At 63.2% G+C, this 21,737-nt stretch carries 20 protein-coding genes and 1 pseudogene; 7 read left to right on the top strand and 14 right to left on the bottom strand.

Features of this window, described 5'->3' with window-relative positions:
• Positions 1-95 precede the first annotated feature (95 nt).
• A complete protein-coding gene (gene boxB / locus ACVWY5_RS42385) occupies positions 96-1,547 on the bottom strand; it encodes a benzoyl-CoA 2,3-epoxidase subunit BoxB (RefSeq protein WP_028333761.1) in 1,452 nt (483 codons plus the stop codon).
• Between the two features lie 12 nt (positions 1,548-1,559).
• Positions 1,560-3,248, bottom strand: a complete 1,689-nt coding sequence (gene boxC / locus ACVWY5_RS42380; protein ID WP_028333762.1) for a 2,3-epoxybenzoyl-CoA dihydrolase — start codon at positions 3,246-3,248, stop codon at positions 1,560-1,562.
• A 184-nt stretch (positions 3,249-3,432) separates the two neighbouring features.
• On the opposite strand from boxC, the gene ACVWY5_RS42375 reads away from it, so the two are divergent.
• Both ACVWY5_RS42375 and ACVWY5_RS42370 read left to right on the top strand, forming a co-directional pair.
• Positions 3,433-4,437, top strand: a complete 1,005-nt coding sequence (locus ACVWY5_RS42375) for an IS1595 family transposase (RefSeq protein WP_028333763.1) — start codon at positions 3,433-3,435, stop codon at positions 4,435-4,437.
• A 50-nt stretch (positions 4,438-4,487) separates the two neighbouring features.
• Positions 4,488-4,901: a hypothetical protein gene (locus ACVWY5_RS42370; RefSeq protein WP_321176730.1), complete on the top strand. Its 414-nt coding sequence runs from the start codon at positions 4,488-4,490 to the stop codon at positions 4,899-4,901.
• Between the two features lie 6 nt (positions 4,902-4,907).
• On the opposite strand, the gene ACVWY5_RS42365 is transcribed toward ACVWY5_RS42370, so the two are convergent.
• The 5 genes from ACVWY5_RS42365 to ACVWY5_RS42345 form a co-directional block, all read right to left on the bottom strand.
• Positions 4,908-5,060 carry a hypothetical protein gene (locus ACVWY5_RS42365; protein ID WP_321176729.1) on the bottom strand — a complete coding sequence of 51 codons (153 nt, stop codon included), beginning with the start codon at positions 5,058-5,060 and terminating at the stop codon, positions 4,908-4,910.
• Positions 5,060-5,839, bottom strand: coding sequence for a DUF1828 domain-containing protein (locus tag ACVWY5_RS42360; protein WP_028333765.1), 780 nt, complete (start codon positions 5,837-5,839; stop codon positions 5,060-5,062). The genes ACVWY5_RS42365 and ACVWY5_RS42360 overlap by 1 nt, the downstream gene beginning before the upstream one ends.
• Positions 5,836-6,336, bottom strand: a complete 501-nt coding sequence (locus tag ACVWY5_RS42355) for a hypothetical protein (RefSeq protein ID WP_321176728.1) — start codon at positions 6,334-6,336, stop codon at positions 5,836-5,838. Before ACVWY5_RS42355 ends, ACVWY5_RS42360 begins: the two co-directional genes overlap by 4 nt.
• 171 nt (positions 6,337-6,507) lie before the next feature.
• A complete protein-coding gene (locus ACVWY5_RS42350; RefSeq protein ID WP_028333766.1) occupies positions 6,508-7,317 on the bottom strand; it encodes an alpha/beta fold hydrolase in 810 nt (269 codons plus the stop codon).
• Positions 7,318-7,466: 149 nt separating this feature from the next.
• The gene (locus ACVWY5_RS42345; RefSeq protein WP_028333767.1) at positions 7,467-8,999 is read right to left on the bottom strand and encodes a benzoate-CoA ligase family protein; all 1,533 of its coding nucleotides are present in this window, start codon (positions 8,997-8,999) and stop codon (positions 7,467-7,469) included.
• A gap of 80 nt (positions 9,000-9,079) precedes the next feature.
• Between ACVWY5_RS42345 and ACVWY5_RS42340 the strand changes: the two genes are divergently transcribed.
• A complete protein-coding gene (locus ACVWY5_RS42340; protein ID WP_321176727.1) occupies positions 9,080-10,072 on the top strand; it encodes a helix-turn-helix transcriptional regulator in 993 nt (330 codons plus the stop codon).
• Positions 10,073-10,078: 6 nt separating this feature from the next.
• Here the strand turns inward: ACVWY5_RS42340 and ACVWY5_RS42335 are convergent, their stop codons facing one another.
• The gene (locus tag ACVWY5_RS42335; RefSeq protein ID WP_028333768.1) at positions 10,079-10,864 is read right to left on the bottom strand and encodes an IclR family transcriptional regulator domain-containing protein; all 786 of its coding nucleotides are present in this window, start codon (positions 10,862-10,864) and stop codon (positions 10,079-10,081) included.
• Between the two features lie 123 nt (positions 10,865-10,987).
• Here ACVWY5_RS42335 and ACVWY5_RS42330 point away from each other — a divergent pair, with 123 nt between their 5' ends.
• Positions 10,988-12,346, top strand: coding sequence for an aromatic ring-hydroxylating dioxygenase subunit alpha (locus ACVWY5_RS42330; protein ID WP_028333769.1), 1,359 nt, complete (start codon positions 10,988-10,990; stop codon positions 12,344-12,346).
• 192 nt (positions 12,347-12,538) lie between these two features.
• Positions 12,539-13,975: a glutamine synthetase family protein gene (locus ACVWY5_RS42325; RefSeq protein WP_028352108.1), complete on the top strand. Its 1,437-nt coding sequence runs from the start codon at positions 12,539-12,541 to the stop codon at positions 13,973-13,975.
• 107 nt (positions 13,976-14,082) lie between these two features.
• Here the strand turns inward: ACVWY5_RS42325 and ACVWY5_RS42320 are convergent, their stop codons facing one another.
• Positions 14,083-15,180, bottom strand: a complete 1,098-nt coding sequence (locus ACVWY5_RS42320; protein ID WP_028333771.1) for an enolase C-terminal domain-like protein — start codon at positions 15,178-15,180, stop codon at positions 14,083-14,085.
• Positions 15,181-15,308: 128 nt separating this feature from the next.
• Here ACVWY5_RS42320 and ACVWY5_RS42315 point away from each other — a divergent pair, with 128 nt between their 5' ends.
• A complete protein-coding gene (locus ACVWY5_RS42315; protein ID WP_028333772.1) occupies positions 15,309-15,896 on the top strand; it encodes a TetR/AcrR family transcriptional regulator in 588 nt (195 codons plus the stop codon).
• Here ACVWY5_RS42315 and ACVWY5_RS42310 read toward each other — a convergent pair whose 3' ends face one another.
• The 5 genes and pseudogenes from ACVWY5_RS42310 to ACVWY5_RS42290 all read right to left on the bottom strand — a co-directional run bounded on the left by ACVWY5_RS42310 (position 15,897) and on the right by ACVWY5_RS42290 (position 20,635).
• Positions 15,897-16,625: an ABC transporter ATP-binding protein gene (locus ACVWY5_RS42310; RefSeq protein WP_038377393.1), complete on the bottom strand. Its 729-nt coding sequence runs from the start codon at positions 16,623-16,625 to the stop codon at positions 15,897-15,899.
• Positions 16,618-17,385 carry an ABC transporter ATP-binding protein gene (locus ACVWY5_RS42305; RefSeq protein WP_038377411.1) on the bottom strand — a complete coding sequence of 256 codons (768 nt, stop codon included), beginning with the start codon at positions 17,383-17,385 and terminating at the stop codon, positions 16,618-16,620. The genes ACVWY5_RS42310 and ACVWY5_RS42305 overlap by 8 nt, the downstream gene beginning before the upstream one ends.
• Positions 17,386-17,389: 4 nt before the next feature.
• Complete coding sequence (locus ACVWY5_RS42300; protein WP_028333775.1) at positions 17,390-18,337, bottom strand: branched-chain amino acid ABC transporter permease; 948 nt, start codon at positions 18,335-18,337, stop codon at positions 17,390-17,392.
• A complete protein-coding gene (locus ACVWY5_RS42295) occupies positions 18,334-19,251 on the bottom strand; it encodes a branched-chain amino acid ABC transporter permease (protein ID WP_028333776.1) in 918 nt (305 codons plus the stop codon). The genes ACVWY5_RS42300 and ACVWY5_RS42295 overlap by 4 nt, the downstream gene beginning before the upstream one ends.
• 210 nt (positions 19,252-19,461) lie before the next feature.
• Positions 19,462-20,635: pseudogene (locus ACVWY5_RS42290) on the bottom strand (ABC transporter substrate-binding protein).
• 222 nt (positions 20,636-20,857) lie between these two features.
• Between ACVWY5_RS42290 and ACVWY5_RS42285 the strand changes: the two are divergent.
• Positions 20,858-21,577 carry a DUF805 domain-containing protein gene (locus ACVWY5_RS42285; protein ID WP_157348840.1) on the top strand — a complete coding sequence of 240 codons (720 nt, stop codon included), beginning with the start codon at positions 20,858-20,860 and terminating at the stop codon, positions 21,575-21,577.
• Positions 21,578-21,737: the final 160 nt, after the last annotated feature.

The following is a 21,737-nucleotide window of genomic DNA, read 5'->3' as shown; positions in this document are numbered from 1 at the left end:
TGAGCGCACGACGCAAAAGAAAAGGGGCAAGCCAGGACCTTCTCGGCTTACCCCTTTTCGGCCCCTCCGGGAGGAGAGGAACTGCTAGCTCGCCCTCAGCTCTCAATCCTCACATACTCGAAGTCGCCCGGCTTGTTGTCGATGCCGACCTTGGGCGGCGAGATCCAGGAGGCGAACTGGCCGGGTTCTGTCACCGGCTTCATCAGCGAGGCGATGAAGTCGCCGTCCGCGGTCGACGGCAGCCAGTCGTTCTTGCGCTTGGCCCAGGTGGCGTCGTCGATCAGGAGGCCATCGGGCGTCGCATGGACGTCCTTGAACTCGCCGATCTGGCGGTGGAAGGCGGTGTTCGGCACCGCTAGCTTGTAGTCGATGCCGGCGGTCGAGATCACCTTGTTCCAGCGCAGCATGCCCTTGACGCAATCCTGCGTGTAGTCGTCGCGCAGCCTCATGTTGAGCGCGGTCAGCGCCGGCTCGTCGACCATCTTGATCTGGCCGTCCACCATCTTCATGACTGGATAGGTCGAGCTCTTGAGCTGGTGGTCGTCGTCGATCGTGGTTTCCTTGTAGCGGCCCTTGATGCCGGCATTGAAGGCATTGGCCGCGTTGGTCGACACTTCCGAGCCGAACAGGTCGAGCGACAGCGAATAGTGCAGGTTCAGCTTCTTCTGGATGGTCGGCAGGTCGATCACGCCAAGCGCGCGGATCCTGGCGATGTCGTTCGGATCGGTGATGCCGGCTTCCTTCATCGCATCGCAGGTGCGCTGCACGACGCGGGTGATGCCGGTCTCGCCGACGAACATGTGGTGGGCTTCCTCGGTCAGCATGAAGCGGCAGGTGCGCGACAGCGGATCGAAGCCCGACTGCGCCAGCGAGTGCAGCTGCATCTTGCCGTCGCGGTCGGTGAAGTAGGTGAACATGAAGAACGACAGCCAGTCTGGCGTCGCTTCGTTGAAGGCGCCGAGCATGCGCGGAGAATCCGCATCCCCCGAGCGGCGGCGCAACAAATCGTCCGCCTCCTCGCGGCCGTCGCGGCCGAAATATTTCTGCAGCAGATAGACCATCGCCCAGAGATGGCGGCCTTCCTCGACATTGACCTGGAACAGGTTGCGCATGTCGTAGAGCGACGGCGCGGTCTTGCCGAGATGGCGCTGCTGCTCGACCGAGGCCGGCTCGGTGTCGCCCTGGATCACGATCAGGCGGCGCAGCATCGCGCGATGCTCGCCGGGGACTTCCTGCCAGGCCGGCTTGCCATAGTCCTCGCCGAACGGGATGACGCGGTTCTCTTCCTGCGGCGCGAGCAGGATGCCCCAGCGATATTCGGGCATCCGCACGTAGTCGAACTTGGCCCAGCCGCGCGGATCGACCGAATAGGCGGTGCGCAGATAGACCAGCGATTCCTGGAAGCCGTCTGGCCCCATGTCGCTCCACCAGTCCATGTAGCCGGGGTGCCAGCCCTCCAGCGCCTTGAGCACCTGGCGGTCCTCGGCGAGATTCACGTTGTTCGGAATCTTGGTCGAGTAATCGACGTTCATGATGTTCATGTTCATGGCCGTGCTCCCTTAAACTCGCGTCATGTCGAATTGCGCCTTCTGGCCGGTGCCGTAGCGGCGCAGCGCGCCGTCCTCACCGACCGCGTTCGGCCGCTGGAAGATCCAGTTCTGCCACGCCGTGAGGCGGGAGAAGATCTTCGATTCCATGGTCTCGGGACCGACGAAGCGAAGATTGGCTTCCATACCGGTGAGGCCGTCGGGCGAGAACGAGGTGCGCTCCTCGAAGAACACGCGGACCTCGTCGTCCCAGTCGATGTCGTCGAGCGCGAAGGTGACGAGGCCGAGCTCTTCGGCCTCCTCCGCGTCGAGCGCCTTGCCGATCGAGCCTTGCGCGCGCTCGATATCCGACGGATCGGCCTGGAAGCGCGATTGCAGCCGGGTCAGGCCGTGGCTCATCGGATAGGGCCCGAAATTCATCGCCGTCAGCTCGATCGCCGGCGGCGGGCGGTTGTCGCCCTGCTTCTGGCCGATCAGCATGTAGGAGCGGTCGGCGGCGAACACGAGCTCGGCCAGCGTGCCGACAAAGCAGGAGCCGGGCTCGACCAGCGTCACCAGCGTGCGTGATGTGACGTCGATGCGCTTGAGCACGCGCTTCCAGTAATGCCTGACCTCGTTGACCAGCCAGTGCGCCTTGTTGGCCTCCAGGAACGCGTCATAGGACACGACATTGGCGCGGTCGCCGTGGCTCTTGAACACCAGCATCGCGATCTCGAGCTCGTTGATGCGCAGATGCAGGATCGCGTCGTCGAGCTCGCGGGCGACCTGCAGCGGCCAGAACGCAGCGCCCTGCGCGATCATGCCGTCGATATCGGCGGGCGCCGTGGTTTCCGGCGCCTTGATCGAGATGGTGGCGATGCGCGCCGCGCGATCGATGTCGACGCTGACGAAGCCGTAGCGGATGGCGCTGTCGTCGATGGTGCGCGTCAGCGGCGCCAGCGCGATGCCTTTGCCGGCACCGTTGCGCTTCGACTTCGCGGCGAACTCCTTGACGCGCTCAGCCAGCTTGCCCTCGAGCTTGGAGTTCGGCGCGATCTCGTCGACCAGGCGCCAGGAGACGGCACGCTTGCCCTTGATGCCTTCCTCGATGGTGCAGAAGAAATCGGCATGGTCGCGGCGCACCTTGCGCTTGTCGACGACGCGCGTAAGCCCGCCGGTGCCCGGCAGCACCGCGAGCAGCGGCACTTCCGGCAGCGCGACGGCGGCGGCGCCGTCGTCGGCCATCATGATGTGATCCGTCGCGAGCGCCAGCTCATAGCCGCCGCCGGCCGCGGTGCCGTTGACGACGGTGATGAAGCTCTGGCCGGAATTCTCGCTCGAGTCTTCCAGGCCGTTGCGGGTCTCGTTGGTGAACTTGCAGAAGTTGACCTTGTGAGCGTGGGTCGAGCCCGCCAGCATGCGGATGTTGGCGCCGGCGCAGAACACCCGGTTCTTGCCCGAGCGCATCACCACGACCTTGACCTCTGGATGTTCGAAGCGCAGCCGCTGCACGGCGTCCGCAAGCTCGATGTCGACGCCGAGGTCGTAGGAATTGAGCTTGAGCTGGTAGCCCTCGAACAGGCCGGCGTTCTCGTCGACGTCCATGGTCAGCGTCGCGACGTCGCCCGCGACGTCGAGCTTCCAGTGCCGGTAGCGCGACGGGTCGGTCTGGAAGTCGATGTACTTCGCCCCGCCTGCAAGGACGCGATCGTCACCAGCCATGGGCCACCCTTATCTGTTGTCTTGCCGTTGTTCGTTCGAAGGTTCGTCGTCGAGGTCTTCATGCACAATAATGCATGTTTTCGATCTGGTCTAGTTCAAAACGCAAAAACATGCATTTTGTTGCAGATTATAACCTTGACAAAGCAGACCGCCATAGGTAGAGTTCCATCATTGGAGCAACCCTATGACCGACCTTCTCAAAAACCCGATCTTCCTTGACGAAACCGCAGCCCGTGAATGGCTTGAGGCGCGCGTCTGGGCGAACGGGCGGACCTGCCCGCATTGCGGCAATGCCGATCAGGAGAAGATCACCAAGCTTGAGGGCAAGGCGCACCGTCCCGGTGTGTACCAGTGCAACGAGCCCCAATGCCGCCAGCAGTTCACCGTCACCGTGAACACCGTTTTCGAGCGCTCCAAAATCCCGCTGACCAAGTGGCTTGCCGCTCTGTTCCTGATGACCGCTTCCAAGAAGGGCATCAGTGCGCATCAGGTCCACCGCATGCTGGGCATCAGCTACAAATCGACTTGGTTCCTGATGCACCGCCTGCGTGAAGCGATGCGCGATGGCGGCCTGCTTCCCGACATGGGCGGCAATGGCGGCGCGGTGGAAGTTGACGAAACCTACTTTGGCCGCATCAAGGGCGTTAAGAAAGCCCGCGCTGGTGGCGCTCATAAGAATACCGTTCTCTCGTTGCTTGATCGCGACACGGGCAAGGTCCGCAGCTTCCATGTTGCGACTGCGACCGTTGACGAGGTTGCGCCCATCGTTCGCGCCAACATTTCCAAAGAGGCGCATCTTATGACAGACCAAGCGAAGATTTATCAGAAGCTTGGCGCCGAGTTTGCGCAGCACGATACGGTCAACCATCAAGAGGATCAGTACGTTCGCTATTGGAACGAAGTGACCGACGAAAAGCGCCCCGATGGCAAGCCGGTTGTCAAAACCACTGTCATAACCACCAACACCATCGAAAGCTATTTCAGCGTGTTCAAGCGCGGCATGCTCGGCACGTATCAGCATTGCAGCGAGAAGCATTTACATCGCTATCTCGCGGAATTCGATTTCCGCCATAACAACCGCGTTGCTCTTGGCATAGACGATAAGGACCGCGCCACCGAACTCGCCAAGGGCATCGTTGGCAAACGACTGACCTACCGACGGCCTAACAGCAAAAACGTTCAAGCTTAGGGCGAAGCGCTTTTTGCGCTGGCGTTCGAAGCGAAACCGTAGGGGCAACGATGAGTACAAGGCAAGCGATGGAATATGAGTCGATAGCGGTCATCGATGTCCTAACCGATGATAGGCGTCGAGATATTTTGATTGGCTTTCAAGGCGACCCGAACGAAGAAGAGAAGGATTTATACGTCCGATTCCAGCCAGCCAATGTCCCGGCTCTTTCGCTATTATTGCACAAGGCGGTTCAAAAGCTCGATAAGTCAGCAAGTGAGACAACTGTAGTTGGACAGGCTCTAACTATTTCTGAGGCTCACTCGCTTGAACCGATGATGGGCGATTGTGCTGTAGTGGTGACGTGTCTTGGATTTCACCTGCCTCTTGTGATGACCAGACAAGTGGCGACCGATCTAATCGCCGAATTGCACAAGTCCTTAGAGGCGCTGGACCAACCAACAAGTAAGAAGAAGCCGTCCTAAACGGTTTCACTTCCCGGTCTTCTTCTTCACCTTTTTAGCGATCTTCTTTTCCTTGGCTGCCACCCGATGCTGCGGCGGGCTTTTTGCCACGACATTGACGGCCCGCTCAAAGCGCTCCATCGCATCGGGATGCAATTCAATCTCTTTCTGCTTAGTCATCAGTGCAGGCTCGCGGATGGACCGAACGCTTCTTCTGCAATTCGTTCGATTGCAGCCACTTCGGCTCCGCGAAACTCTGGCACGGCGTCGAGCCTATTAGCGGCTTGCTGCCTTACCTTAGCTGAGATCGCCTTAGCGCTTTCGACCAAGGCCACAATCGAACAATTTTCGTGAGTCTCGTACCTTGCCCTCATGTGTACGAAGATAGCCTCAAGCACGCGCTGATCTGAGTAGCCAAGGTAAACGCCAACGGGCGGCCTTCCGGGTGCACGGAGCACGAAGTCTGCGGGGAAATCCGACAATTCCGGCAGAATGACCGCGTTCTCTTCAACGGCCGCGCGAGCGCCTACAACATCGTGAATGAGCTTAGATGCATCCTCGCGAAACGTGCTTGCGACGCGATGCTCAGCCATAAGCATGAAATCGCGAACGCGCAGTGAGAAGGCTACAAACCTCAGTGCGGCTGCGGGAAGATCGTCCTCCGCCAGTCCATCAATGAAGAACTCATGATTCTCTTGATCGATAGCTACGCCGTATGAGGATTTGAGTTCATCTAAGGCTTGCGCTCTGGTGCCGGACTTGAAGTCAACGCCACTCGCTTCAAGCGAAGGAAGCGTCAATCCATCATCTTCAATGCGGAACTTGGCGCCGTTCTTCACGACGAAAAATCCGATGCGGTCACCGTCGCCAGCACCGAACACAGTGCTGACCGCCAACCCAGCGGGCACCTCACGGATGCGGATGTCGTCGCAAAACGCCCTGCAAAGCTCTTCCTTCATAACAGCGTTCCTGGCGTGCCACTCTCTACTCTATAGAAAGAAAACGCCTTCTCCAAAGCCTCTCTCTCATTGAAAACAATATTCATCTTGCGGTGATGCGCGCCGACCTTTGGAAGACGAACGCTACCCGGTGGTCGCGTCGGACCAATCTTAATATCGGCTATCTTTCCGCAAACACTGTGGCAGTGCCAACCGGGATGATCGCCATGAAATTCCAAGGCCGCCACCAAGGCATACGCTCCGCCAGAACCTCGCTTGCAAGACAGCCACGCCACGCAAGTCTGTTTCATCGGTTCAAAGGCGGTGACGAGACGGCATTCAATGCCTGCACATTCGAGCACATCAACTCGCCACGTCCACCTTGGGCCAAGCCGGTAGCTGCGCGTCGGCGAAAGCGGGAACGCCGTTTTGGGCATCGTTTGCCCCGACTTCCACTCCCCCGCCTTGATAATAGTCTTCTTCTTAACGATCAGTTCCCGTGCCCGCATGACGGGCATCGTCTCTCATAGGCAACTAAACCGCAACCTCGGGCGCGCCATCTGGATATAATTCCAGCAGGCGGAATTACTACGGGTGGCGGTCTGCTTTGTCAAGGTTATAATCTGCATTTTGTTTCATGTTCGGGAAATTCACTCGCTCGGCCAATGACCTGGCACCGGCACCAAAGGTCAGGCCGCCAGCGCCGGGTCATCGCGCAGCGCCGCTTTGGCGAATTCGGCGACCGCCTCGAGCGTGACCGCGGGCGCCTCGCGATGCGGCGAATGGCCGGCGCCATCGATGGCCGTGACATCGACCGGGCAGTAGCACTCCTCCTGGGCGATCTCGACCTGCCGCATCGTGCCGTACTGGTCGGCCGCGCCCTGCACGATCAACACCGGGACGCGGATATAGGCGAGATAGTCGGAGATATCCCAGTCGCGGAATGCCGGATCGAGCCAGGCGCCGTTCCAGCCATAAAAGGCATTGTCGACGTCCTTGTGCCAGCGCGCCAGCTTCTCCTTCAGGTTGGTGGTCTCGTATGCCGTCTTGATCTCGGCGATCGACTTCACCGAAACGTCCTCGACGACGAAGTGCGGCGCCAGCAGCGCCAGGCCGCGCAGGCGATGATCCTGATGCGCGCCGGCATAGATCGCGGCAATCGACGCGCCGTCGGAATGACCGAGCAGCAGGCCGCGGCGGAAGCCGATCCGATCGAGCAGCTTCGGCAGCACGTCGAGCGCCTCGCGATGCATGTAGTCGACCGGACGCGGCAGCTTCGCCGGCGACGAGGAGCCATAGCCCGCGCGCGAATACGCGAACACGCCGGCGCCGGTCGCCGCCTGCAGCTTCTCGGGGAAGTCGCCCCACAGCCCGACCGAGCCGAGGCCTTCATGCAGCATCACGATGGTCGGCGCCGCGTCCGGCGGGGGACCGATCATGCGGTATTCGAGCTCGGCGCCGTCGATGCTGAGGAAGCCTGTGGGGTTTAGGTTCTGCATGCTCGACCTTCCTCATCGTCGTCCCGGCGAAGGCCGGGACCCATAACCACAGGCTTCAGTTGTTGCGCAAAAGCCGTCGAACAGCATCTCTTAGAACAAAGGCCGCGGCGTATGGGTCCCGGCCTTCGCCGGGACGACATGCGAAAACGCTATTGCGCACCGTCGCGCAATTTGAAGCGCTGGATCTTCCCGGTCGCGGTCTTCGGCAGATTGTCGACCACATCGATCCAGCGCGGATATTTCCACGGGCCGATCTTCTGCTTGACGTGCTCCTTCAGCGCCTCGTGCAAACCTTCGGCCGAGCTCTCGGGCCGCAGCACCACGTAGGCCTTCGGCTTCAAGAGCCCTTCCGGATCGGCCTCCGGCACGACGGCCGCCTCCAGCACCGCGGGATGGGTGATCAGCGCGCTCTCGACCTCGAACGGCGACACCCAGATGCCGGAGACCTTGAACATGTCGTCGGCGCGGCCACAGAAGGTGTAACGGCCGTCGGCATCGCGCGTGTATTTGTCGCCGGTGCGGGTCCAGGCGCCCTCGAAGGTGGCGCGGCTCTTGGCCCGCTGATTCCAGTAGCTCTCGCCGGCCGAGGGCGCATCGACCAGGAGCTCGCCGACCTCGCCGTCCGCGACGTCGGCGCCGGCCTCGTTGACCAGCCGCACCTTGTAGCCGGGCACCGGACGGCCGGACGAGCCGTATTTGATGTCGCCGGGCGCATTCGACAGGAAGATGTGCAACAGCTCGGTCGAGCCGACGCCGTCGAGGATGTCGACGCCGAACCGTGCGCGCCACGCACTGCCGACCGATTCCGGCAGTGCCTCGCCGGCCGAGGTGCAGACGCGCAAACGGTTGCCGCCGGACTGCGCCTTGGTCGCCTCGTCGTTCAGCATCGCCGCGAACAGGGTCGGCACGCCGAAGAAGATGCTCGGATGATATTTGTTCATCAGCGCGAACATCACCGCCGGCGTCGGCCGCTCGGAGTTCAACACCGTGGTGGCGCCGACCGACATCGGGAAGGTCAGCGCATTGCCGAGCCCGTAGGCGAAGAACAGCTTTGCCGCCGACAGGCCGACATCATCCTCGCGGATGCCGAGCACCTGCTTCGCGTAGGTCTCCGCGGTCGCCGCGAGATTGGAATGCAGATGGCGCACGCCCTTCGGCATGCCGGTCGAACCCGACGAATAGAGCCAGAATGCCGGCTCGTCGGCATGGGTCGGCGCGGTGGCGAACACGTCGCTCTCGCGTACGATCTCGTCCGACAGCTTCTTGTGGCCATGCGCGTCCTTGCCGGAGACCACGACATGCTCGAGGTCGGGCATCCGCGCGATGATGTCCTTCACGACCGGCAGCAACGCTTCCGACACGAACAGCACGCGGGCGCGGCAATCACCGAGGATGTAGGCATACTGCTCCGCGGTCAGCAGCGTGTTGAGCGGCACCGGCACCACGCCGGCGCGGATCGCGCCGAGGAACACGATCGGGAAATCGACCGTGTCCAGCATGATCATGGCGACCCGCTCCTCGCGGCGGACGCCGAGCCGGCGCAGCATGTTGCCGACGCGGTGGGTCTGCTGCTGCAACTGGCCATAGGTGATTTGCGACACCGTATCGTCGAACACGACCTTGTCGCCGCGGCCTTCATCGACGTTGCGGTCGAGCAGCCAGGAGACCGCGTTGTAAGTCATGCTCCGCTCCTCGGACCCGGACGTGCCACGCTTCCCTCTCCTGTGAATTTAAGAATTATAATTCATACAAAGCCACTACGTTGGCTTGCTGTCAATCCTTATCGGCACTATGTTTCCTAGAACCTCGGTCTGATTCAGCCAGGACCGCGCGTCGCACAGGGATCATGACCGCAGCCAACGACCCGGAAACCGACTTCCTCGAGCAGCTCGGCCAGCGCGTGCGCACGATGCGCGCCCTGCGCGGCATGTCGCGCAAGGTGCTCGCCAAGGTTTCCGGCATTTCCGAACGCTACATCGCCCAGCTCGAGAGCGGCAAAGGCAATGTCTCGATCGTGCTGCTGCGCCGTGTCGCGGGCGCGATGGGTGCGCATCTCGAGGACCTGATCCCCTCCAGCGAGCCGGTGCCGGACTGGGCCGTGATCCGCGATCTCCTGCGCAAGGCTTCACCGAACCAGATCGCGCAGGCCAAGGACATGCTCGCCGGCAGCAGCCCGCTGGCGCCACGCCGCGCCTCCTTCTCCGGGATCGCGCTGATCGGCCTGCGCGGCGCCGGCAAGACCACGCTCGGCAGAATGCTGGCGAAGAAGATCGGCTGGAGTTTCGTCGAGCTCAACAAGGAGATCGAGGCGCAGAACGGCCTCTCGGTTGCCGAGATCATCGCGCTGTACGGCCAGGAAGGCTTTCGCCGCATGGAGCAGGCTGCGCTGACGCAGCTGCTGGCGCGGAAGGAATTGATGGTGCTGGCGACAGGTGGCGGCATCGTCTCCGAGGCGCTGACCTTCGACCTGATCCTGTCGTCGTTCTACACGATCTGGCTGAAGGCCGAGCCGGAAGAGCACATGGCCCGCGTCCGCCGCCAGGGCGATCTGCGGCCGATGGCCGACGACCGCTCGGCGATGGCGGAATTGCGCAACATCCTGGTCAGCCGCGAGCCACTCTACGCCCGCGCATCGGCGGTGGTCGATACCGCCGGCCTCTCGGTCGACGCCGCCGCCGCGCGGCTGATCGATTCCGTGCGGCCGGTGCTGCAGAACGAGGCGCGCAGCTTCGGGCTGCGCAGCGTGGCGCTTTAGCAGCACTTAGAGCAGCCGGCTCTTCACATCATCAGCGCCGTCGCGCAGCAGCGGCAGGAAGCGGTCGATCAATTCCTGCATCGGCACGCGATCGACATGCGCGCCCATGTTGATGGCGGCGACGATGGTGCCGTCGTAGCGGTGCACCGGGACCGAGATCGAGCGGAAATGCGGCTCGGCCTCGCGGTCGACCAGTGAATAGCCCTGCGCGCGATCGGCGATAATCGTCGCGAGCAGCTTCTTCGGATCGGTCGTGGTCTGCGGCGTCACCGGATCGCGGCGCATCGCCTTCAGCCGCGTCGCCAGTTCGGCATCAGTGAGCCGGCCGAGCATCGCGCGGCCGACCGAGGTGCAGAACGCCGGCAGCCGGTAGCCGATGTCGAGACCGGCGGAGAACACGCGGGTCGGGCTCGAGCGCGCGACGAACACGACGTCGTCGCCGTCGAGCAAGGCGAGCGAGGCGATCTCCTGCGCTGCGGTCGCGATGCGATCGAGCACCGGTTGCAGCACCGTCACCACCTGGTTGGATTGCAGGAACGAGCCGGCCAGCGTCAGCACATGCGGCGTCAGCGTGAACAGCTTGCCGTCGGTCGCGACGAAACCGCCATGCGCGAGCGTGAACAGGATGCGGCGCGCGGTGGCGCGCGGCAGATCGGCGGCACGCGCCAGATCGCTCAGCGTCGCAGGACCGGTAACGGTGCCAAACACCTGCAGCAGGCGCAGGCCGCGATCGAGCGCCTCGACGAAGTCGGTGGCGCGCTCGTCCTGGTCGGTCCGCTTCAGCTTAGGCATGGCGTTTCAGGTTGGGCTCGACTTTGAACGGTTCAAAAATTGCGCTTGCTGTCCCAAGCAGAAATGGCATAATTCGCACATTCGTTCAATAGGCGAACAAATCCAAATCCGGGAGACGCCGCCATGATGAGCCAGGAAGCGAACGATCTGATCACCCGCACCGGCCGCAAGGACCCCTGCGGCAGGCTGATGCGGAGTTACTGGCAGCCGGCGGCGCTGGTCGACGAGCTGGAGGGGCCGCGCCCGGTTCGGCCGGTGCGGCTGCTCGGCGAGAACCTGGTGCTGTTTCGCGGCGAGGACGGGAGCTACGGGCTGATCGATCGCCACTGCGCGCATCGCGGCGCCGACCTCGCCTTCGGCCGGCTCGAGAATGGCGGGCTGCGCTGCGCCTTCCACGGCTGGCTGTTCGACACATCAGGCCAGTGCATCGAGACGCCGGCGGAGCCGGCCGGCTCGCAGCTCTGCAAGGGCATCAGGCAGCGCTCCTATCCGGTGGTCGAGAAGAGCGGCATCCTGTGGGCCTGGCTCGGCGAAGGCGCCCCGCCCGCCTTTCCCGAGCTCGACTGCTTTGTCGCGCCCGGCAGCCATACGTTTGCGTTCAAGGGCCACATGAACTGCAACTGGCTGCAGGCGCTCGAGGTCGGCATCGATCCGGCGCACGCTTCCTTCCTGCATCGCTTCTTCGAGGACGAGGACACGGCGGCGGCCTACGGCAAGCAATTCCGCGGCGCCTCGGCCGGCAGCGACATGCCGATGACCAAGATCCTGCGCGAATATGACCGGCCGATCATCAATGTCGAGCATACCGAATATGGGCTGCGCCTGATCGCGCTGCGCGAGCTCGACGCGGAGCGCACCCATGTGCGCGTCACCAACCAGCTGTTCCCGCACGGCTTCGTCATCCCGATGTCGACCGAGATGACGATCACGCAGTGGCACGTGCCGGTCGACGACGAGAACTGCTACTGGTATGCGATCTTCACCAGCTACGCGGCGCCGGTCGATAAGCAGAAGATGCGCGATCAGCGGCTCGAGCTCTATACGCTGCCGGACTACAAGTCGCGCAAGAACCGCAGCAACGACTACGGCTTCGATCCGCACGAGCAGGCGACCGAGACCTATACCGGCATGGGCACCGACATCAACGTCCACGACCAGTGGGCGGTGGAATCGATGGGACCGATCCAGGACCGCACCAACGAGCATCTCGGCCAGAGCGACAAGGCGATCGTGCAGTACCGCCGCCTGCTGCGGCAGGAAATCGAGAAGGTTTCCGGCGGCGAGAAGCCGATGCTGTTCCTCGACGACGCCTCCGCGCGCAGCATCCAGGGCCCGGCGACGATGGACGGCATCGGCCCGACCCAAGGCTGGGAGCTCTACTGGATGGAGGTCGACGTCAAGCGCCGCCGCGGCGCGCCGTGGGCCGCGCCGGTGCCGCGCGAGATCGCCGGCAAGGTGCATCATCTGACGGCGGCGGAGTGATGTTGGCTTCAGTGCCGCAGCGCCGTACCCTTCACCTCGCCCCGCTTGCGGGGAGAGGTCGGATCGCATCGCAAGATGCGATCCGGGTGAGGGGGTACAGGTCTATCGATCCATTCCATCGGCGGAGAGAGCCCCTCACCCCGACCCTCTCCCCGCAAGAGCGGGGCGAGGGAGAAGCAAAGGAGTGACGCGGTGAGCTTCGTCGAGCGTCATGGCCTGTGGTCGGATGAGCAGAAGGAGGCCGCACAACGCCTCCGCCGCATCGTCGAGGAGAAGAACCTCGAAGTCATCCGCCTGTCGTTTCCCGACCAGCACGGCATCCTGCGCGGCAAGACGCTGATCGCCAGCGAGGCGGTGCGCTCGCTGGAGGGCGGCTGCTCGATCACCACGACGATGCTCGCCAAGGACACCTCGCACAAGACGGTGTTTCCGGTGTTCACCGCAGGCGGCGGTTTTGGAATGAAGGAGATGGAGGGCGCGGCCGACGTGCTGATGGTCGCCGATCCCACCACGTTCCGCGTGCTGCCCTGGGCCGAGAATACCGGCTGGCTGCTCTGCGACCTCCATTTCAGCGATGGCCGGCCGGTGCCGTTCGCGACCCGCAACCTCTATCGCAAGGTGCTCGATCAGCTCGGAAGCCGCGGCTACGATTTCGTCGCCGGTCTCGAGGTCGAATTCCATCTGTTCAAGCTCGACGACGCTCATATGGCGCCGGAGGATGCCGGCCAGCCCGGACGGCCGCCGTCGGTCAGCCTGCTGTCGCACGGCTATCAATACCTCACCGAGCAGCGCTACGACCTGATGGAGCCGGCGCTCGAGATCATCCGCCGCGACATCATCGCGCTCGACCTGCCGTTGCGCTCGGTCGAGGTCGAGTTCGGCCCGAGCCAGTGCGAATTCACCTTCGCACCGACCATCGGTCTTGCGCCGGCCGACACCATGGTGCTGTTTCGTTCGGCGGTGAAACAGATCGCGCGCCGCCACGGCTATCACGCGACCTTCATGTGCCGGCCGAAGCTGCCGAACGTGTTCGCGAGCGGCTGGCACCTGCACCAGTCGCTGGTGTCGCGCGCCGATGGCGAGAACGTCTTCATGGCGAACGAGACCGGCGAGCCGCTCAGCGCGCTCGGCCGCGCCTGGCTGGCGGGCCTGATCGAGCACGCGCGCGCTTCGACCGTGTTCACGACGCCGACCATCAACGGCTACAAGCGCTACCGTTCCTATTCGCTGGCGCCGGACCGCGCGATCTGGGGCCGCGACAACCGCGGCGTGATGATCCGCGTGCTCGGCGGCGCAAATGATCCGGCGACCCGGCTGGAGAACCGGATCGGCGAACCCGCCGCCAATCCCTATCTCTACATGGCAAGCCAGATCCTCTCCGGCCTCGACGGCGTCGACCGCAAGCTCGACCCCGGCCCGTCGGCCGACACGCCCTATGAAACCAAGGCTGCGCTGCTGCCGAAGTCGCTGCGCGAGGCGGTGTTCGCGCTCAACGACGATCCGTTCTTCCGCGAGGCGCTGGGGCCGGAGTTCGTGGACTATTACGTCTTCATCAAGAACGCGGAGATCGAGCGCTTCCAGGCCGAGGTGTCGGACTGGGAGCACCGCGAATATTTCGAGATGTTCTGACGTGCTCTAAAGCATGATCCGGAAAAGTGCGAAGCGGCTTTCCGAAAAGATCATGCTCAAACAAAGAGCTAAGGCGCGATGACGATTCAACCTAATCTCATCGCGCTTTAGAGTTTCGCGAGATGAGCCGCGACGGCCGCTTCGTTCCATTCCAGACCGACACCGGGCGTGTCGGGAATATGCAAAAGACCATCCTTGATTTCATAGGGCCGTTCGAGAATCGGATCGGCCCAGTCCTGCCATTCCAACCAGTGAGCGGTCTCCGTTGCGCGCATGACGTGGGCGGCGACTTCCGGATAAAGATGCGTTGAGATCGGGATGCCCGCCGCGCCGGCGATCGCAGCCGCGCGCATCCAGCCCGTCACCCCGCCGATGCGCATGAAATCCGGCATCACCAGGTCGCAAGCCTTTTTCGCGATCGCTTTGTGCATCTCCCTCGGACCATAGAAGTTCTCGCCGATCTGGATCGGCGTCTTCAGCTCCGCCGCCAGTTGGGCGTGCCCGTCAAGATTGTCGTAAAGCACAGGCTCTTCGATCCAGTCGAGGCCGTGGTCATCGATCATGTGGCATCGGTCGATGGCTTCGGCGAGATTGAGCCCCTGGTTGTAGTCCACCATCAGATGCATGCGATCCCCGACGGCTTTTCGAACGGCGTCGAGGGTCGCCAGATCCTCGCGCGGATCGCTCCTGCCGAGGCGCAGTTTCAGGGCTGAGAAACCTCCTTCGTCCCGCAAGTCCAAAGCTTCGGCGGCGACGGCGGCCGGCTCCTTCAGCCAAAGGCCGTTACTGTTGTAGGATCTCACGGCGCCGACCGTCGCCCCCAGCAGCACGCACAGCGGCTTGTTTGCCGCTTTCGCCAACGCGTCCCACGCGGCCATGTCGAGGCCCGACGCGGCGATCATCGACATTCCCTCGTAGCCGACGAAGTGAAGCGATTTGCGCGCCGCCTCGAACAACTCGACAGGCGCCACGCTCCGACCTTTGAGCAATTCGCCGAGATCATGCAACGCCGGAACCAGATATCGCATCGATTTCACGACGTAAGGCTCGAGATAGCCGCGCCCGACAATGCCCTCCTCCGTCACCAGATCGATGAGGACGAGCGGCCACTCCGATATCGTGACAATGCGCGCGACCACCGGCCGCTTCAGCTTGAGCACCACCGGACGAGCTCTGATTTCTCTGAGCGTCAATGAGTCGGGCATGATGATCTGCCTTCGCAGCTCGAGGGAGGAAGCCGACTACAACGGGCTGAAAAAGTCGCGGATGCCATTCCAATTGGTTTTTCAACCGATGTAAATTCACTACCCGGTATATTTAAGAGGGTGACTGCATGGCGCGATCTGCAGAACCGACCCGGCGGCGCATCCTTGCTGCCGCATACGTCCTGTTTCGCCAGCGCGGATACAGCCGCGTCAGCATGGACGAAATCGCATCGACGACGAGGGTGACGAAGCGCACCCTCTACAATCACTTTCAAAGCAAGGATCAGCTGCTGGCCTTCGTGCTCGAAGCCCAGAACGAACTGGCCTTGGCCGCGTTCGCGACCTTTGGCGACAAGCTGTCCGGCTCGCCGGCGGCGATCATCGATGGCCTGTTCCGCGACCTTGCGGTCTGGGCGGACAGGCCGCGATGGGCCGGCTCGGGATTCACCAGGCTGGTCATCGAGCTGGCCGATCTTCCGGGCCATCCTGCACGTGCGATTGCGCGCCGGCACAAGGCCTTGCTCGAAACCCATCTTGGCGACTTGCTGAAGCGGGCCGGTGTCCGCGAAGCTCACCGCCGTGCGCGCGAGATCTGGTTACTCTCCGAGGGCGCGATCTCCTTGATGCTGGTGCATGGCGACCGAGCTTATGCTGCGGCGGCAGCCGACGCAGCCAAGCGCTTGCTGCGGACCTCTTCGCGGCAAGGCGGGCGTTAGCTAGATCCCGAGATACTTGTGCTGCAGGTCCGGCTCGGCGATCAGCTGCTCGCTGGTGCCGCTCCACACCGTCTTGCCGCGCTCGATGATGTAGTGGCGGTCGGCGATGCGGGCGAGGTTTCCGACGTTCTTGTCGATCACCAGCACCGACTGTCCGCGTCCCTTCAGCATCGACAGGCAGCTCCAGATCTCGTCGCGGATCAGGGGTGCAAGGCCTTCGGTCGCCTCGTCGAGGATCAGCAGCTTGGGATTGGTCATCAGCGCGCGGCCGATCGCGAGCATCTGCTGCTCGCCGCCGGACAGCGTGACGCCCATATTGTTCGTGCGTTCGGCGAGCCGCGGAAACAGCGCATGGATCTTGTCGATCGTCCAGGGATCGGAGGCGCCAAGGCGATTGCCTGACGCTGCGACGAGATTTTCGCGCACCGTCAGGTTGGGGAAGATCTGGCGGCCTTCGGGCACCAGGCCGATGCCGAGCTTTGCGATCTTGTAGGACGGCAGGCCGCGCACCGCCTCGCCGGCGAAACGGATGGCGCCTGATCGCGCCGGCGTCAGCCCCATGATCGAGCGGATCGTCGTGGTCTTGCCCATGCCGTTGCGGCCCATCAGCGCGACCATCTCGCCCGACTTGATCTTGAGCGACAAGCCGAACAGCACCTGGCTCAGCCCGTAGCAGGTCTCGATGCCATCCACTTCGAGCAGGGTTTCAGTCATCTTGGTCTCAGCCATGGCGCGTCACCGCATGCTGTTCGCCGAGATAGGCCCGCTTGACCTCTTCGTGCTTGCGGATCGCGTCCGGCACGTCGCAGGCGATGACGCGGCCATAAACCAGGACCGTGATGCGGTCGGCCAGCGCGAACACCGCCTCCATGTCGTGTTCGACCAGGACGATGGTGACTTCCTTCCGCAGCTCCTTCAGCAGCGCGACCATCCGCGCCGATTCGGTGACGCCGAGCCCGGCCATCGGCTCGTCCAGCAGCAACAGCTGCGGCCTGGTGGCGAGCGCGACCGCGAGCTCGAGCTCGCGCTGCTCGCCATGGCTCAATTGCGACACCACGATATCGGCGCGCCTGCCGAGGCCGACGCGTTCGAGCGCCGCGCGTGCGGACTCGCGCAGATGCCGCTCCTTGCGCGCATTGCCCCAGAAGCGGAACGAGTGGCCGTCATGCGCCTGCGCCGCCAGCGCGACATTGTCGATCGCGGAAAAATCCTTCAGCAGCGAGGTGATCTGGAACGAGCGTGCCAGCCCGAGCCGGCTGCGCTTGTAGGACGGCAGGTTCGTCACGTCGCGGCCGGCGAAGCGGATGGTGCCGGAGTTCGGCATCACCTGCCCGGTGAGCTGGCTGATCAGCGTCGTCTTGCCGGCGCCGTTCGGGCCGATGATGGCGTGCAATTCGCCTGGCACCACCTCCATCGAGAGGTTGTCGGTCGCGGTGATGCCGCCGAAGCGGCGGACCAGATTGTCGACGCGCAGCAGCGGATTTGGCAGGGGCTCAACCACGGCGCATCCTCCCGAGCAGGCCCATGATGCCGCCGCGCGCGAACAGCACGATCAGGAGCAGCACCGGGCCCAGGATCAGCCCCGAATATTCGGTGAACTGCGACAGCAGCTCCTCGAGCAGGAGATAGACGATCGTGCCGATGACGGGACCGAACAGCGAGCCCATGCCGCCGAGGATTACCATCACCATGAGATCGCCGGAGCGGGTCCAGTACATCACCGCCGGGCTGACGAAATCGGTGTTGTTGGCAAGCAGCGCGCCGGCCAGGCCGCAGATCGTGCCCGATATCACGAAGCAGACCAGGCGGTAGCGGTTGGCATGGAAGCCGATCGCCTGCATGCGCTGCTCGTTGGAGCGGACGCCCTGCACCACGAGACCGAACCGCGAATTGACGATGCGCCAGATCAGATAGAGGCCGCCGAACAGGCAGGCCAGGCAGAGGTAATAGAACTGGTTGCGATCCGACAGGTTGATCAGACCAGCGAAATCGCTGCGCTTGTAGACGGTAAGCCCGTCGTCGCCCCCGTAGCGCGACAGCGCGGAGGCGATGTAGTAGGCCATCTGCGCAAAGGCCAGCGTGATCATGATGAAATAGACGCCGCGGGTGCGCAGTGAGAGGGCGCCGATCAGCAGCGCAAACAGCGCCGAGACGGCGAGCGCCACCGGCCACTGAATGAAGCCGGAACCGATGCCCTCGGCGGCGAGGATGCCGACGGCGTAGCCGCCGATGCCGAGATAGGCGGCGTGGCCAAAGCTCATCATGCCGCCATAGCCCATGATCAGATTGAGGCTCGCGGCGGCGAGCGCGAAGATCACGATCCGGGTGAACAGCGTGAGGATGAAGATGTTGCCCGTGACCGCCGAATAGAGCGGCAGCAGCATCAGGGCGGCACACATTAGCGCCGCGACCGCATTGGAGACGTTGAGCTTTCCCGTCATCGTCTGGCCGCCGGGAACAGCCCCTCGGGCCGCAGCACAAGAATGATGGCCATCAGGAGGTAGATCAGCATCGAGGACAGCGCCGGCGCCGCGGTGGACGCCGCCGCTCCGCTCAGCACCTTGCGCAGCAGGTCGGGCAGGAAGGCGCGGCCCATCGTGTCGATGATGCCGACGAAGATCGCGGCCATGAACGCGCCGCGGATCGAGCCGATGCCGCCGATCACGATGATGACGAAGGCCAGGATCAGGATGTTCTCGCCCATGCCGATCTGCACGGTGAGGATCGGCGCCTGCATCAGCCCGGCGAGGCCGGCGAGCGCCGCGCCAAGGCCGAACACCAGCGTGAACAGCAGCTTGATGTTGATGCCGAGCGCCCCGATCATCTCGCGGTTGGAGGCGCCGGCGCGGATCAGCATGCCGATGCGGGTGCGCATCACGACGAGATAGAGCATTGCTGCGACCGCCAGCGCGACCACGATGATCATGAGGCGGTAGGCCGGATAGTAGACGCCGGGAATGATCTGCACCGGCACGGTGAGCCAGGCCGGCAGCGGCAGCGCGAGGCCCGCCGGGCCCCAGATCAGCCGGACGGCGTCGTTGAAGAACAGGATCAGGCCGAACGTCGCCAGCACCTGGTCGAGATGGTCGCGGCCATAGAGATGCCTGAGCGCGACATATTCCAGCGCGATGCCGAGCAACAGCGTGGCGCCCAGCGCCATCAGCGCGCCGAGCACGAAGCTGCCGGTCCAGGCCACGAAGGTCGCCGCGAAATAGGCGCCCATCATGTAGAGCGAGCCGTGCGCCAGATTAACGAAGTCCATGATGCCGAACACCAGCGTCAGCCCGGCCGCCAGCAGGAACAGCAGGAGGCCGAATTGCAGGCCGTTCAGCAGTTGTTCGACGACGAGATACATGGATCCTTCATACATCGGGCTGAAACAAAACAGCGGCAGCGCGCATGCGCCGCCGCTTATACGGCTTGTTGTTCTCCCTCGCCCCGCTCTTGCGGGGAGAGGGTCGGGGTGAGGGGCTCTTTCCGCGAATCGAGCTCGTGGAAAGAACCCCTCACCCGATTGCTGCGCAATCGACCTCTCCCCGCAAGAGCGGGGCGAGGTGACTTTAAATCACTTCATCGGACACTTGTCGTGGAAGCGATCCTGGTCGTCCTTGACGATGGTCGCGACCGTCTTCAGCGACAGCTGGCCCTCGGCGTCCTTGACCACGTCCTGCAGATAGAAGTTCTGGATCGGAATGTGGTTGTTGCCGTACTTGAACGGTCCGCGCACCGATTTGAAGTTCACCTTCTCCATCTCGGCCTTCATCGCGTCCTTCTTCGTCAGGTCGCCCTTCACCGCGACCACGGCGCTGTTGATGAGGGTTGGCAGCGTCGTAGGACTGTGCGCCGTAGAAGGTCGGCCGCAGGCCCGGGTACTTCTTGCGGTAGTCGGCGACGAACTTCTTGTTCTCCTCGTTGGGCAGGTCGTTGACCCATTGCTGCGCGCCGGGAACGCCGAGCGCATTGTCCTTCTGCAACGGCAGCGACAATTCGTCGATGGTGAACGCGGTATAGAGCGGGATCTGCTGCTTGATGCCGGCCTGCGCGTACTGGTTCAGGAACTGCACGCCGGCCGCGCCCGGATAGAACACGAAGATCGACTCGGCCTTGGAGTTCTTCGCCTTGGTGAGCTCGGCGGAGAAGTCGAGCTGGCTCGGCCACACCGTATATTCCTCGCCGACGACCTGGCCCTTGAACGTGCTCTTGACGCCGGCCAGCATGTCCTTGCCCGCGGCGTAGTTCGGGCCGATCAGGAACACCGACTTGACGCCCTTCTGGTTCATGTAGGTGCCGACCGCCTGCGGGGTCTGGTCGTTCTGCCAGGAGGTCGAGAACACGTAAGGCGAGCACAGTTCGCCGGCGAGCTGCGACGGACCGGCATTGGCCGAGATCAGGAAGGTCTTGGAATCGACCGCGGTCTTCAGCGACGCCAGCAGCACGTTCGACCAGATGTAGCCGACGATGAAGTCGACCTTGTCGGACTGCACCAGCTTCTCGGTCTTCTGCTTGCCGACATCGGGCTTCTGCTGGTCGTCCTCGTAGATCACCTCGACCGGCTTGCCGTCGATCTTGCGGCCGAGATGGTCGAGCGCGAGCTCGAAGGAATTGCGCATGTCGTTGCCGATCACGGCGGTCGGACCGCTGAAGGTCGACACGAAGCCGATCTTGACGCTGTCAGCCGCCGTCGCGGGCTGCGCCAGCGCCAGAGCCATGGCGCCTGCCAGCCAAAATGCCTTTTTCATATTCACTCCCCTCCTCAACCAAAGATCCCACGAGGCTCGATCACGAGGGCCCGGGGGTCACGCTTTGCGCGCGTCGTTCTGTGACGTATTTTGTGCGCGATATCGCAAGTCTGCAGCAAGCATGAACCGATGGCGCTGACTTAGAACCTTCGGCGCATACCCCAGCACCTTGCATCATAATTCGTCTAAATCGACCATGGCAAGAAATATAATGCCGGTTGCGTGGGCAACGATTGTCGCAGGCGGCGGCCTTCGGCAACGACCCACGCCCGCACTGCAGCAGGCTTTAACGATCCGGTAAAGCTCCCGGAAACCACAGGCCGGCAAGCGCCTGCGGGCTTCATGGTCCGGAAAGCATCCCTGGCCGACGCTGCCGCCAAAGGGGTGCGTCACATGCTGAATTACATCTTCGGCTTCAATGCCCGGATGGGCCGACTGGCTTTCTTCTTCTGCACCTTCGTCGTGGGCCTCGGCTTTATGATGCTGGTCTACGGCGTCACCGGCAACGCACCGGCGAGCGGCAGTATGGACGTGCTGCTGGCGCAGGCATCGAGCAACCCCGTGCTGGTCATTGCCTTCTACGGCATGCTCGTCATCTGCTTCATGCTGCAATCGATGCGGGTGCGCGACATGGGCTGGGATCCGGTCTGCGTGATGGCGGCATGGGTCGCCCTCATGGTGCTCGACAGGGCCGTTGCCGGACGATTCCCCGAATATGCGCTGACCTATCAGCACACAGCGACGGTGGTCGGCGCGGCCGTCAATGGCGTGATGAACCTGGTCCTGCTGTTCTGGCCGGGCGGCGGCCGTGTCGATGAAGCGTCGTCCTTGCCGCGCGAGAGCGGCAGCGATGGCATGTTTGAACGAAACAGCGCGCCGGCCGCAGCCGGCAGCCGCGTGGCGCGGATTGCCAGCGGCGAATTCGGCGGCAAGACGCGGTAGGGGCACTCTCTCCTTGCGTCGTCCCGGCGAAAGCCGGGACCCATAACCACCGCCTTGCGTTGTCGAAACAAGCTGTGGCCCCAGCGGCGCGCGCCAATTGCCATTTGGGGTTATGGGTCCCGGCTTTCGCCGGGACGACACTGAGATTCTGGAACGATCA

The sequence above is a fragment of the Bradyrhizobium sp. USDA 3256 genome (assembly GCF_054058275.1).
The sequence above is the reverse complement of the archived record's forward strand: the minus strand, read 5'-3'. Positions and strand labels throughout refer to the sequence as shown.